Genomic DNA, 14,000 nt, shown 5'->3' with positions numbered 1-14,000 from the left:
CATGGAACAGTCACTCAAACATTTGCGCTTCCCCTTGGCCATGTTGGCCGTGCTGGTGATGAGCGCTTGCGGCAAGGCTCCGGAGTCTGCCGCGACCATGCCTGCGGCGAAAGTCAGCGTCGCCAAGGTGCTGGAACAACCGGTCAACGAGTGGGACGAATTCACCGGGCGCCTTGAAGCGCCGGAAACGGTAGAGATTCGTCCACGGGTCTCCGGACAGATCGATGACGTGGCCTTCACTGAAGGCGCGCTGGTCAAGAAAGGTGACCTGCTGTTCCAGATCGACCCACGTCCGTTCCAGGCTGAGGTCCGCCGCCTCGAAGCACTGGTTGCCCAATCCCGCGCCAATGCCACCCGCAGTGAAAATGAAGCCCAGCGCGGTGAGCGTCTGCGCATCAGCAACGCGATTTCCGCCGAATTGGCTGATTCGCGCACCAGCGCTGCGCAGGAAGCCCGCGCCGCGGTGGGTGCCCTTCAAGCACAACTGGATCTGGCCAAACTCAACCTGAGCTTCACCCGCGTCACCGCACCCATCAGCGGCCGCGTCAGCCGTGCGGAAATCACCGCGGGCAACCTGGTGACCGCCGACACCACACCGCTGACCAGCGTTGTGTCCACCGACAAGGTCTACGCCTACTTCGACGCCGACGAGCGTGTGTTCCTCAAATACACCCAGCTCGCTCGCCAGGGCAAACGCGGCGCCACCACCCCGGTGTACCTCGGTCTGTCCAACGAAGACGGCAACCCGCACCAGGGCGTGATGAACTTCGTCGACAACCAGGTCAACCCGAAAACCGGCACCATCCGTGGTCGCGCCGTGTTCGACAACACCGACGGCACCTACACCCCAGGCCTGTATGCCCGCCTGAAACTGGTTGGCAGCGGCACCTACTCCGCCGTGCTGATCAACGACGAAGCCGTCGGCACCGACCTGGGTAAAAAGTTTGTGCTGGTGATGGATGCGGACAACAAGACTGCATACCGCGCCGTCGAGCTGGGTCCGAAAATCGAAGGTCTGCGCATCGTGCGCAACGGTCTGAACAAGGACGACACGATCATCGTCAAGGGCCTGCAACGGGTACGTCCCGGTTCGCCAGTCACCCCTGAAGTGATCCCGATGGCCAGCGAACAAACCCTCGCGGCACTCGCACAACAACGACAAGCGCTGGAAGCCAGCAACCTGCCTCAAGTCGCACCTGCCAAGGTCGCGCCGGGTTCGGTTGTGAAACTGGCTGCTGCAACCCCACGCGGTTAAGGGATAACGACTCCGATGAATTTTTCCCAATTCTTCATTTCACGGCCGATCTTCGCAGCGGTGCTGTCGCTGCTGATCCTGATCGCCGGCGCCATCTCGCTGTTCCAGTTGCCGATCAGCGAATACCCGGAAGTCGTGCCACCGACCGTTGTGGTTCGTGCCAACTTCCCGGGCGCCAACCCAAAAGTCATCGGTGAAACTGTGGCCGCTCCACTGGAGCAAGCCATCACCGGCGTCGAGAACATGCTGTACATGTCCTCGCAGTCCACCGCTGACGGCAAGATCACCCTGACCATCACCTTTGCACTGGGCACTGACCTGGACAACGCACAGGTGCAGGTGCAGAACCGCGTGACCCGGACCGAACCGAAGCTTCCAGAAGAAGTGACGCGCATCGGTATCACCGTCGACAAGGCGTCGCCCGACCTGACCATGGTTGTGCACTTGACCTCGCCGGACAAACGCTACGACATGCTGTACCTCTCCAACTACGCCTTGCTCAACATCAAGGATGAGCTGGCGCGTCTGGGCGGTGTCGGTGATGTGCAGTTGTTCGGTATGGGCGATTACTCTCTGCGAGTGTGGCTCGACCCGAACAAGACCGCTTCGCGCAATCTGACTGCCACCGATGTGGTGACTGCGATTCGTGAGCAGAACCGTCAAGTGGCTGCCGGTGCCTTGGGCGCTCCGCCTGCACCGAATGCCACGGCGTTCCAGTTGTCGGTCAACACCCAAGGTCGCCTGGTTTCCGAAGAAGAGTTCGAGAACATCATCATTCGCTCCGGCGACAACGGTGAAATCACACGTCTGAAAGACATCGCGCGCGTTGAGCTGGGTTCCAGCCAGTACGCCCTGCGCTCCTTGCTGAACAATCAACCGGCGGTGGCGATTCCGATCTTCCAGCGTCCGGGTTCCAACGCGATCGAAATCTCCAACGAAGTGCGCGACAAGATGGCGGAGCTGAAGAAGGGCTTCCCGGAAGGCATGGACTTCAGCATCGTCTACGACCCGACAATCTTCGTGCGCGGCTCCATCGAAGCGGTGGTTCACACCCTCTTCGAAGCACTGATCCTCGTGGTTCTGGTGGTGATCCTGTTCCTGCAAACCTGGCGTGCCTCGATCATTCCGCTGGTAGCGGTGCCGGTGTCGTTGATCGGTACGTTTGCAGTGATGCACTTGTTCGGCTTCTCGCTGAACGCCTTGTCACTGTTCGGCCTGGTATTGGCCATCGGTATCGTGGTGGACGACGCCATCGTGGTGGTGGAGAACGTGGAAAGGCACATCGAGCTGGGAGAAACGCCCGTAGAAGCCACCAAGAAAGCCATGCGAGAGGTGACCGGGCCGATCATCGCGACGGCGCTGGTGCTGTGTGCGGTATTTATCCCGGCGGCGTTCATTTCCGGACTCACCGGCCAGTTCTACAAACAGTTTGCCCTGACCATTGCCATCTCGACCGTGATCTCGGCGTTCAACTCGCTGACACTGTCCCCTGCCCTGGCCGCCGTGTTGCTCAAGAGCCACAGTGCGCCGAAAGATCGCTTTACCAAAGTGCTTGATAAACTATTGGGCGGCTGGCTGTTCCGTCCGTTCAACCGGTTCTTCGAACGCGCCAGCCATGGTTATGTCGGCACCGTCGCTCGGGTTATCCGCAGCAGCGGTATTGCCCTGCTGTTGTACGCAGGCCTGATGGTGCTGACCTTCTTCGGTTTCGCCCACACCCCGACCGGTTTCGTGCCCGGCCAGGACAAGCAATACCTGGTGGCTTTCGCGCAATTGCCGGACGCCTCGAGCCTGGACCGCACCGAAGACGTGATCAAGCGCATGTCCGACCTGGCCCTGAAACAGCCTGGCGTTGAAAGTGCGGTGGCCTTCCCTGGCCTATCGATCAACGGTTTCACCAACAGCCCGAACGCCGGCATTGTGTTCGTGACCCTGAAACCGTTCGACGAGCGTAAAGACCCGAGCATGTCCGCCGGTGCGATTGCCGGTGCCTTGAACGGCCAGTTCGCCGGGATTCAGGAAGCCTACATGGCGATCTTCCCGCCGCCGCCGGTACAAGGCCTGGGCACCATCGGTGGTTTCCGCCTGCAGATCGAAGACCGGGGCAACCTGGGCTACGACGAGCTGTACAAAGAAACCATGAACATCATTACCAAGAGCCACAACGTGCCGGAACTGGCCGCCCTGTTCACCAGCTACACCGTGAACGTGCCGCAGGTCGATGCCGCCATCGACCGGGAAAAAGCCAAGACCCATGGCGTCGCCGTCAGCGACATCTTCGACACCCTGCAGATCTACCTGGGTTCGCTGTATGCCAACGACTTCAACCGCTTCGGCCGTACCTATCAGGTCAACGTTCAGGCTGAACAGCAGTTCCGCCTTGAGCCGGACCAGATCGGTCAGCTGAAAGTGCGGAACAACAAAGGCGAGATGATCCCGCTGGCGACCTTTATCAAGGTCAGCGACACCTCGGGTCCGGACCGCGTGATGCACTACAACGGCTTCATCACGGCTGAAATCAACGGTGCGGCAGCCCCAGGCTACAGCTCCGGCCAGGCTCAAGCGGCCATCGAGAAACTGCTCAAGGAAGAACTTCCGAACGGCATGACCTACGAGTGGACCGACCTGACCTACCAGCAGATTCTGTCCGGCAACACCGCGCTGTTCGTGTTCCCGCTCTGCGTATTGCTGGCGTTCCTGGTACTCGCGGCTCAATACGAGAGCTGGAGCCTGCCACTGGCGGTGATCCTGATCGTACCGATGACGCTGCTGTCGGCCATCACCGGTGTGATTGCTTCGGGAGGCGACAACAACATCTTCACCCAAATCGGCTTGATCGTACTGGTGGGACTTGCGTGTAAGAACGCGATTCTGATCGTCGAGTTTGCCAAGGACAAACAGGAAGAAGGCATGAACCCGCTGGCTGCGGTGCTCGAAGCGTGCCGCCTGCGTCTGCGGCCGATCCTGATGACCTCCTTCGCGTTCATCATGGGTGTGGTGCCACTGGTGTTCTCCAGCGGTGCCGGTGCCGAAATGCGTCATGCCATGGGTGTGGCGGTGTTCTCCGGGATGCTCGGGGTGACTTTCTTCGGTCTGTTGCTGACGCCGGTGTTCTACGTATTGATTCGTAACTTTGTGGAGCGCGGTGAGAAACGCAAAGCGGCCAAGGCCCTGAAACTGGAGGCGCAACAATGAGCCTGAAAGCCTTCCTGCCGAGCCTGCTGGTATTGGCCCTGAGTGCCTGCGCCGTGGGCCCGGACTACAAGACCCCGGCCACCGAACCGGCCAACATCACTGCAGCCACCGATGGCGCTGCCGGCCAGAAAAACTTCGACCGCTCGCGTTTCGAAGGCGTCTGGTGGCAACAGTTTGAAGACCCGACCCTCAACCAGTTGGTGACGCAATCCCTGCAAGGCAACCGCGATTTGCGTGTCGCCTTCGCCCGTTGGAAAGCGGCCCGGGCGATTCGTGATGACGTCAGCAATGACGCCATGCCGACCATCACCAGCCGTGCAAGCAGTGATCTGGGCAAAGGTCAGATTCCGGGCCAGACCACCAAACGGGTCAATAGCGAACGCTATGACCTGGGTCTGGACATGGCCTGGGAACTGGACCTGTTTGGTCGCATCCAGCGCAACCTGGAATCCAGCGATGCCGAACAGCAAGCGGCCGAAGCCGATCTGTACCAGCTGCAAGTCACCATGATTGCCGAACTGGTGGACGCCTACGGTCAACTGCGCGGTGCACAACTGCGGGAAAAGATTGCCCTGGCCAACCTGAACAACCAGCAGGAATCGCGCAAGATCACCGAAAGCCTGCGTGATGCCGGCGTCGGCGATCAGCTCGATGTGGTTCGCGCCGATGCACGCCTGGCGGCCGTCGAAGCCAGCGTGCCGCAGTTGCAGGCGGAACAGGTTCGGCAGAAGAACCGTATCGCCACCTTGCTGGGTGAGCGTCCGGACAAACTGACCATCGATTTGAGCCCGAAAGAATTGCCTGCGATTGCCAAGGCGCTGCCGATCGGTGATCCGGGTGATCTGCTGCAGCGTCGTCCAGACGTCCTCAGCGCCGAACGCAAACTGGCTTCGGCCACGGCACGTATCGGTGTGGCCAAGGCGGACCTGTTCCCACGGGTCAGTCTCAGCGGCTTCCTTGGCTGGACCGCCGGGCGTGGTTCGCAGATCGGTTCTTCAGCGGCCAACGCCTGGGCACTGGGCCCAAGCATCACCTGGGCAGCGTTTGACCTGGGCAGCGTTCGAGCTCGCTTGCGCGGTGCCGACGCGGATGCCGAGGGCGCACTGGCGACCTACGAGCAACAAGTGCTGCTGGCCCTGGAAGAATCGGAAAACGCCTTCAGCGATTACGGCAAACGCCAGCAACGCCTGATTTCGCTGATTCGTCAGAGTGAATCAAGCCGCGCGGCAGCCGACCTGGCTGAAATTCGCTACCGCGAAGGGTCGTCGGACTTCCTCGTCCTGCTCGATGCCCAGCGTGAGCGTCTGGCGGCGGAAGACTCCCAGGCCCAGGCCGAAGTCGATCTGTATCGCGGCATTGTCGCAATCTACAAGGCCCTTGGCGGAGGTTGGCAACCAGAGACGGTCGCCAGCAAGTAACGCTGTAAATAACTCCTTTGGTTGGCCGCAACCAACCAGGTTTTTTTTGCCCCGCGCCTCATTCGGTCGCGGGGCTTTTTTTTGCCTGATAGTAATGGGGAATCCACCACGCCTCCTGTAGGAGCAAAGCTTGCTCGCGAAAGCGGTGGGACAATCGCCATCGATGTTGAATGTGCTGACGTCTTTGCGAGCAAGCTTTGCTCCTATATTGGCTACTGGTGATCCTGGGATTTTTGGGTTTCCTGGACGGTCACTGTCGCCGTCGTCCCCGCCCGCAGTTTGTCTTTACCGGCATAGTCCGCGTCGATCCTGATCCGCACCGGCACCCGTTGCGCCAGTTTGACCCAGGTGTAACTGGGGTTGATGTTGGCCAGCAAACGGCCGCCGGGCAGGTTTTCCCGGTCGGCAATCGCGAAAGCGATGCTTTGCACGGTGCCGCCAAAACGTTCACCACTCATCAACTCGATATCAACCCGGTCACCCTCCCCGATTCGCGGCAGTTTGGTTTCTTCAAAATAGCCGCTGATGTAAAAGGATTCACTGTCCACCAGCGCCACCAAGGGACCACCCGCAGTCGCATAGTCGCCCTGTCGGGTCAGCAGATTGGTGACGTAGCCACTGACGGGCGATTCGACCCGGGTACGCTCCAGGTCGTGTTCAGCCTCGGCCAATGCGGCGATGGCCAGATGCACGTTGGCCTGGGCAAACCCCAGGTTGGCCTGGTTGCGCAGCAAGTCGGCCTGGGCCACCGAGACATCGGTGCTGGATTTTTCCCACTCTTCACCGGAAATCGCTGCGCGTTCCTTGAGTGTACGGCGGCGGCGCTCCTCGCTCTGACGCTGTTTGAGCAGCGCCTGGCTGGCCACGATGGTCGCTTCGGATTGCCCCAGTGAGGCGTTCGCCACTTCCACCGAACGCTTGGCGTGTTCCACTGCCAGGACGTAGCGCGAGGGATCGATTTCCAGCAGCAACTGGCCCTTCTCCACATGCTGGTTGTCCTGCACGCCGAGGTTGACGATGCGTCCCGCGACATCGGCGGACAAGGTCACCACATCGGCACGCACCCGGGCATCCCGGGTCCAGGGGGCACGGGTGTAGTGTTCCCAGGCGAACCAGCCGAGCACAAAGGCCAGCACTACCACGGCCACTGTCGTGAGTCGGGCGAGAATCGTCTTCAATGCATCAGGCTCCCATCAGCAGAATCAACGCGGCACACACGCAGGCGTACAGCGCGCCCTCGAACAAGGCTTCATGCCACACGAACCGCAACACGCCGAGGCGCCGCAAAATCCAGTCCAGCAGCAGATAAATCGGCAAGCCCAGCAGTAGCGCCTGAGCAATCGGCGGCAGGTAGACGCCGCCTATTTCCAGATCAATGGGCAATCGCAGGCACTCCTACTTTTGGCGCTTCAGGTTCAAAGTGGCCCCGGTGACGTTCCAGGAACGACACCACGATCAAGAGCGCAACGCGCATGCGAAACACCGACCACAGATGCTCATGGACGCCGGAATGCAGCGCATCCAGTTCATCGCCCAGGGCATGCAGGCTGTCGAGCACGCGATCCACTTCAGCGTCAGCCCGGCCGGCGACCAGTCGCCCGGTTTCCCGAACCGTAGCGAACAGCCGGCTTTGCACTTCCGGGCTCAATAACGCGTTGTTCTGCCCCTGTTGCCTGAGCTGGTTCAATGCAATGCCGAGCGCCATGCAACCGAGGCTGACGTCGAACAATTCACGCGAGGGCTTGTCCTCGATGGACGGCAACAGGCCCAGCATCATGGTCAGTCGATCGACCATGCGGCTCTCGAAGGCAAACTGGTTTTCATCCGTGGCCGGGATTTTCAGCAAGGCGTAGACCTGCTCGCAATTCTCCTGGTGCAGCCGACGAATGCGCAGTACTGGCCTGAAGGGAAAGATCAAGGCATATACACTCAACGCCAGCGCGGTGGCGCAGACATACGAGCCGCCAAACTCGAACCACTGGATTGCGCTGTTCTGCCCCAGCCCGGTGTTTTGCGGGCCCAGTAACAGAAAGGTCGACAACCCGAGCCCAATTCCCGTGCCAGTGGTGGGCGGGCTGGACAACCCCACCGCGACGGCATACAGCAAGGGCGCCAGCAACAGCGCCAACAACTCGAAACTGCTGATCATCGGCACCAGCGCGAATTGCAGAACCGCCGACACCACCAGCGCCAGTCCCAGGCCCCGGGCAAAGCTCTGGGCGGCCAGCAGTGGCCGCGGAAACGTCGCCATCAGCGAACAGAGAATCCCGGCGACGATCATTCCGCCCCGTGCGCCGTCCCAACCGGTTTCGATCCAGATCAGTCCGGCCACCATCAATGCGCAAAAGGCGCGGATCGCGTTCATCGCTGCCAGCGTGTAGTCCATGTGCAGCGGGTTCTTCTGCCCGCGATGGAGGCTGCTGGCTTTGCGCCCACTCTGGATCGCATCGCTTAACTCAAGAATCGTTTCAAACTGCTGCAACAGACGCGCCTGTTCCCAGCGCAACGACCATGACAGCGAGCGCAAGGTCGCCGGATAGGGCTCGATGAGTTGCTCGGAACGGTAGGCCAGATCATCGAAACGCTTCTGCAACGTTGCGAATTGGCGCCGTTGCTCATTGGGCATCGCACGCCCCAACTGCGCAAGTTGATCGAGAAACAAGACTTCTTCGGCGAGCAAACGCTGGATCTCCAGGGGAATCTCACCTTCCAGGCGCTCAAGCAATAACTCCCTCTGATGGCGCAACGCAGTCAGCCGCGCAGTCAGCAGCACCAGTTGATTGCCGAGCAATTGCACCAGGTCATCGGCGCTGCGCAAGCGTGGCGCATCGTAATACAGATGCCGGCGTACCCCTTCCAGTGCGCTGATCTGGCCGAGCAGCTGCATTTGCCGAAGGTGGAAATCGGCCTCGCTTTCCTCGGTACGAATCGCGGCGCTGGCATGGGTCGCCAGCAGCTTGATCACCTGATCGATCCTGGCGAAGTAATCCTTGGCCACGGCCTCCGGGCGCGCGGTCAAAAGGCTGACGACACACACGCAGGCCACCGCCAGCAACGTTTCGGTCACCCGGGTCACGGCCAGCAGGAAGGTGCCCTCCTGATCAGGGACCGCCAGCAGTCCCACCACCACCGCGGTATAACCGCTGAGCACGAATGCCTGGGAACTGGTGTAGCGCAACAAGGTGCCACCGGCGGTACACAATGCCAGCCACAGGGACAATGTGATGAGGAAAGGCAGCGGCGCCTGAGGGAAGATCGCCATGATCACCACGGCCACCACCGCGCCCAGGGTAGTGCCGATGACCTGGCCGAAACTGCGGGCCAGCGCCATCCCGCCCAATGGCTGGCTGACGATGACCACCGCCATGATCGACCACTTGGGCTGATCGAGGTCGAACAGAAACGCCAGGTACAGCGTCAAAAGCCCGGCCGCGATAGTTCTCAAGGCGAACAACACCACCCCCGGCCCGGGGTTGAGTATGGCCTTGAAGTATTGAAGCAGCGGTTGCATGGGAGTGCTCATCGAGTCATCTCCTGCAAGCGTAGTCACTGCTTCGGTGGCTCGACGGGGTTTCAGTGTCGACAGGACTTGTAGGAAAAATACTGACGATCCGCTGCGCAATGGCCTGCGGATTTGACTCGCAGCCCGGCCTGACAGAAGCTGGCAACCTTGCAAAAGCCTGCCAGCTCCCGGATTCCTGCATGCCCAAGTCTCGCCGCTACCTGATCATCAGCCTCTGCGTCCTGTTTGCCATTGGCCTTGCCTGGCTTTTCCTGCGCAGTACGACCCCTGTGGTGCCGGAAGCGATCAAGCGCGGTTACAGCGAAGCACTGACGCAGGCGCGGGCCGGTCAACCGGGTGCGGCGCGGGTGCTTTACCAGCAACTGGGGCGCCCCGACATTTCCCCCAAACGCCGCGTCTGGCTGCATGCCGAGCTGCCCAACTATCCCAGCCCTCAGGCCTTGAAACTGGCGGACGCTGACCTTCAACACCCCTCGGCCGATGTGCGCATCGCCGCCATCAGAAGCATCAGCGGGCTGGTCCCCAGCGGTCAGCGCAGCCTGCTGTTGGGCCCATTGCTCGATGACAGCGACCAACGTGTCCGTTTTGCCGCGGTGAACGCGTTGCTGGGGTTGTCGCCGGACGACCTGGGTTTGTATTTCGGACCGCTGCAACAGGCCATCGATGCGTGGGAACAGGTGCTGACCCAAGCGCCTGAAAGCGCCGACAACCAGTATCAGTTAGCCCGGTTGCACCTGCACAACGGTGAATTCAAAGCGGCGCAACAGGCGCTTGAAAATACCTTGCGCCTGGCCCCCGACAATCTGCCCGCACTGGTGATGCAGATCGAAGTGCTGGACCGGCAAGGACAAAGCGAAGCAGCCCGGCTGTTGTTGGCCAAACAACTGAAGACCCAGCCCGATTCCGCCTACCTGCAACATGCCCTGGGGATGTGGTTGCTGCACCACGGTCAGAGTGAGTTCGCCCTGCTCGGCTTGTCCAAGGCCGTGGAGCTCGAACCGGACAACAAGGATTATCGCTACGACCTGGCGACGACGCTGCATGACGAGCAAGAGCTTGAAGCGGCGCAGAAACAATTGCAGGAAATCGTCCAGCGTCACCCTGCCGACCGCAAGGCCCGGGTCCTGTTGATCAACTACTGGAAAGAAAGCGGGCAGCTGCAAAACGTGCAGATCCTGTTGGCGCAGCTTGAACAGCTCAACCCCGACGACCCGGCGCTGCAGCAAGGTCTTTAAAAGATCGCAGCCTGCGGCAGCTCCTACGCCAGATGCGTTCATCCGTAGGAGCTGCCGCAGGCTGCGATCTTTTGCTGTTGCATTATCCCCACCCCAAAAAGTGTTGAACGCTCTTCTCGGCAAATGGTCAAGTGATCAGGCAGTCCATTCAGGCACTTCAGGCCTGCTGCCTCACTTCCCCTGGTCTTGAGAGGGCATTTTTTGTCTACATCTAACGAGTTGTTCAGTGCAAAAGCCGCCACCGGCATCGAAGGTCTGGATGACATCTTGGCTGGTGGATTGTCCCGCGGTCATGTGTTTTTGCTGGAAGGTGAACCCGGAACCGGCAAAACCACCGTCGCTTTGCATTTTCTGTTGGCCGGCGCCAGAGCCGGCGAGCGCTCGTTGTACATCACCCTGTCCGAAACCGAACGCGAACTGCGCCAAGGGGCGTTGTCCCATGGCTGGGAGCTGGATGAAAACATCCACATCTTCGAGCTGACACCACCGGAAAGCCTGCTCAATGCCCAGCATCAGCAGAGCCTTTTGTACTCCTCGGACCTTGAGCTGGGTGAAGCCACCAAGCAGATTTTCGAAGTGGTCGAACGGGTCAAGCCGACTCGCGTCGTGCTCGACAGTCTTTCCGAGATCCGGCTGCTGGCGCAAAGCTCCCTGCGTTACCGGCGCCAGATCCTCGCGATCAAACACTACTTCGTGCGCTATGACGCCACGGTAGTGTTGCTGGACGACCTGACCACCGAGTCCCTCGACAAGACCGTGCACAGCGTGGCGCACGGTGTGATTCGCCTTGAAGAATTGACCCCCAACTATGGCGCCGAGCGCCGGCGCATCCGCGTAGTGAAGTATCGCGGCCAGAAATACCGTGGCGGCTTCCATGACTTCACCATCATGAGCGACGGCGTGCATGTGTTCCCGCGGCTGGTGGCCGCCGAACATCGTGGTGGGTATGTTCGCCAGCAATTGACCAGCGGCATCAAGGAAATGGACGCCCTGCTCGGCGGAGGCATCGAGACCGGGTCCAGCACCCTGATCCTCGGTCCGGCCGGCACCGGCAAATCGCTGATCTCGATGATCTTCGCCGCCGCAGCCGTGGCCCGGGGTGAGAAAGCCGCGCTGTTCATTTTCGATGAAGAGTTGGGCCTGCTGTTCGAGCGCATGAAAAACATGGGGATCGACCTCAAGGCCATGCAAGACACTGGCAACTTGCTGATTGAACAAGTGGATGCCGCCGAGTTGTCCCCTGGCGAGTTTTCCTACCGGGTTCGTCGCTGTGTCGATGAACGTGACATCAAAACCGTGGTGATCGACAGCATCAACGGCTATCAAGCCGCAATGCCTGAGGAAAACGCCCTGGTGCTGCACATGCACGAGTTGTTGCTGTACCTCAATCGCCGGGGCGCCGCGACCTTCATGACCGTGGCCCAACATGGACTGGTCGGTGACATGCGAGCGCCGGTGGACATTACCTACCTCGCCGACACGGTCATTTTGTTGCGCTACTTCGAAGCGCTGGGCAAGGTTCGCCGGGCGATCTCGATCATCAAGAAACGCACCGGCAGTCATGAATCGACCATTCGCGAATACCGCATCAGTTCGCAGGGCATGACCATCGGCGAACCACTGGATGCGTTTCAGGGTGTATTGCGCGGCGTGCCGACTTATCTGGGTGCGAGCAATCCATTGCTCGGGGACGAAATCCCGTGAGGGTCCAGGAAGCAACGTCCGAGCGCGCGATCATCCTCGCGCCGCTGGGACGTGACAGCCAGATTGCCCTGAAGATGCTCAATGAAGCAGGTTACGACGGCGTCATCACCCGCGATCTGATCAGCCTTTGCGCCGAACTGGAGCATGGCGCCGGGTTGCTGCTGATCTCTTCCGAGGCTTTGTTGGGCAGTGATGTCGAACCGTTGTTCGGACTGATAGAACAACAGCCGGCGTGGTCGGATCTGCCCATCGTGCTGATGACCTACCATGGCGGCCCGGAACAGAACCCTGCCTCACGCTTCGGCCCGCAACTTGGCAACGTCACCTTCCTCGAGCGCCCTTTCCATCCCGTGACGCTGATCAGTCTGGTGACCACCGCCTTACGCGGCCGACGACGACAGTATGAAGCCAGGGATCGGTTGATCGATCTGAGTCAAAGCGAACTGCGTTTGCAAACCACCCTCGAAACCCTGGAACAACAGGTTGAGGAACGTACCGCTCAGTTACGCCACAACGAAGAAGCCCTGCGCCAATCACAGAAAATGGAAGCGGTCGGACAACTCACCGGCGGCATCGCCCACGACTTCAACAACATGCTCACCGGGATCATCGGCAGTCTTGAACTGCTGCGCCGACGCCTGGCACGCGGACGCACCGAGGATCTGGACAGCCTGATCGACCTGGGCGTGACCTCGGCCAACCGCGCGGCGGGCCTGACTCACCGCTTGCTGGCGTTCTCCCGTCGTCAGTCGCTGGACTCCAAACCCGTTGAAATGAATGCCCTGGTGGTGTCCATGGGTGAACTGCTGCAACGCAGCATCAATGAAAACATTCGCCTGGACATGCAGCTCAACGAGCAACTGTGGGTGGCCGAGGCCGATCCCAATCAACTGGAAAGCGCCCTGCTCAACCTGGTGATCAATGCGCGGGATGCCATGCCCGATGGTGGAAATCTGGTGGTCAGGACCGGCAATCAGTCTCTGGACAGCGATTTCACCGAAGCCCACAGCAACCTCGAACCCGGCGACTACGTGGTACTCAGCGTGACAGACACCGGTTGCGGGATGCCGCAAAGCACGATCAACCGCGCTTTCGATCCGTTTTTCACCACCAAGCCGATTGGCCAGGGCACCGGCCTTGGCTTGTCGATGATCTACGGCTTCAGTAAACAATCACGCGGGCACGTCGCCATTGACAGTGAAGTGGGCGTAGGCACGACGGTGAGTCTGTTTTTGCCGCGTTTCAGGGGTGACCCGCCTGAGGAATGTCCGTCGGACGTGCAGCACGCCCTATTCGCGCAGAATGGCGAAACGGTGCTGATCGTCGAGGATGATCCGGCGGTTCGGGTGCTGGTCAGCACAGTGCTGAGTGACCTGGGTTATGCCTTCGTCGAGGCCGGCGATGCCGACAGCGCGATGCCGATTCTCGATTCCGGGCAACGCATCGACCTGATGATCAGCGACGTCGGGCTACCCGGCATGAACGGTCGGCAACTGGCGGAAATCGGCCGGCAGTACCGGCCCGACCTCAAGGTGCTGTTCATCACCGGCTATGCGGAACACGCAGCGGTGCGCGGCGGGTTCCTCGATCCTGGCATGCAGATGATTACCAAGCCGTTTACCTTCGACCTTTTGACGGCGAAGGTCAGGGAGATGATCCGAATCTGAAAC

Annotated in this window: 9 protein-coding genes; 6 read left to right on the top strand and 3 right to left on the bottom strand. The window is 60.3% G+C overall.

The window, feature by feature from the left end; translation table 11 throughout:
- The first annotated feature begins 1 nt into the window (after window position 1).
- The 3 genes from mexE to FBY04_RS19655 are packed head-to-tail and all read left to right on the top strand — an operon-like array spanning window position 2 to window position 5,868.
- Window positions 2-1,255 (top strand): multidrug efflux RND transporter periplasmic adaptor subunit MexE, encoded by a 1,254-nt coding sequence (gene mexE, locus FBY04_RS19665; protein ID WP_084322953.1) that lies wholly within the window; start codon window positions 2-4, stop codon window positions 1,253-1,255.
- Window positions 1,256-1,270: 15 nt separating this feature from the next.
- Window positions 1,271-4,450, top strand: a complete 3,180-nt coding sequence (locus FBY04_RS19660; protein WP_084322952.1) for an efflux RND transporter permease subunit — start codon at window positions 1,271-1,273, stop codon at window positions 4,448-4,450.
- Window positions 4,447-5,868, top strand: a complete 1,422-nt coding sequence (locus FBY04_RS19655; RefSeq protein ID WP_145316387.1) for an efflux transporter outer membrane subunit — start codon at window positions 4,447-4,449, stop codon at window positions 5,866-5,868. Before FBY04_RS19660 ends, FBY04_RS19655 begins: the two co-directional genes overlap by 4 nt.
- A gap of 212 nt (window positions 5,869-6,080) precedes the next feature.
- On the opposite strand, the gene FBY04_RS19650 is transcribed toward FBY04_RS19655, so the two are convergent.
- The 3 genes from FBY04_RS19650 to FBY04_RS19640 are packed head-to-tail and all read right to left on the bottom strand — an operon-like array spanning window position 6,081 to window position 9,391.
- Entirely contained in the window at window positions 6,081-7,046 is a 966-nt protein-coding gene (locus FBY04_RS19650; protein ID WP_145316385.1) for an HlyD family secretion protein, read from the bottom strand.
- A 4-nt stretch (window positions 7,047-7,050) separates the two neighbouring features.
- Window positions 7,051-7,251, bottom strand: a complete 201-nt coding sequence (locus FBY04_RS19645) for a DUF1656 domain-containing protein (RefSeq protein WP_145316384.1) — start codon at window positions 7,249-7,251, stop codon at window positions 7,051-7,053.
- On the bottom strand, window positions 7,241-9,391 hold the full coding sequence (locus FBY04_RS19640; protein ID WP_145316382.1) for an FUSC family protein: 2,151 nt from the start codon (window positions 9,389-9,391) through the stop codon (window positions 7,241-7,243). Before FBY04_RS19640 ends, FBY04_RS19645 begins: the two co-directional genes overlap by 11 nt.
- A 179-nt stretch (window positions 9,392-9,570) precedes the next feature.
- Here FBY04_RS19640 and FBY04_RS19635 point away from each other — a divergent pair, with 179 nt between their 5' ends.
- The 3 genes from FBY04_RS19635 to FBY04_RS19625 all read left to right on the top strand — a co-directional run bounded on the left by FBY04_RS19635 (window position 9,571) and on the right by FBY04_RS19625 (window position 13,997).
- Window positions 9,571-10,626 (top strand): HEAT repeat domain-containing protein, encoded by a 1,056-nt coding sequence (locus tag FBY04_RS19635; protein ID WP_084322971.1) that lies wholly within the window; start codon window positions 9,571-9,573, stop codon window positions 10,624-10,626.
- A gap of 201 nt (window positions 10,627-10,827) precedes the next feature.
- Complete coding sequence (locus FBY04_RS19630) at window positions 10,828-12,330, top strand: ATPase domain-containing protein (RefSeq protein WP_145316379.1); 1,503 nt, start codon at window positions 10,828-10,830, stop codon at window positions 12,328-12,330.
- A complete protein-coding gene (locus tag FBY04_RS19625; protein ID WP_145316377.1) occupies window positions 12,327-13,997 on the top strand; it encodes a response regulator in 1,671 nt (556 codons plus the stop codon). Before FBY04_RS19630 ends, FBY04_RS19625 begins: the two co-directional genes overlap by 4 nt.
- Window positions 13,998-14,000: the final 3 nt, after the last annotated feature.

This window comes from Pseudomonas sp. SJZ080 (genome assembly GCF_007828295.1).
In the GTDB taxonomy this organism is placed as follows: Bacteria; Pseudomonadota; Gammaproteobacteria; order Pseudomonadales; family Pseudomonadaceae; genus Aquipseudomonas; species Aquipseudomonas migulae_A.
This window is presented reverse-complemented; position numbering and strand designations above follow the sequence as displayed.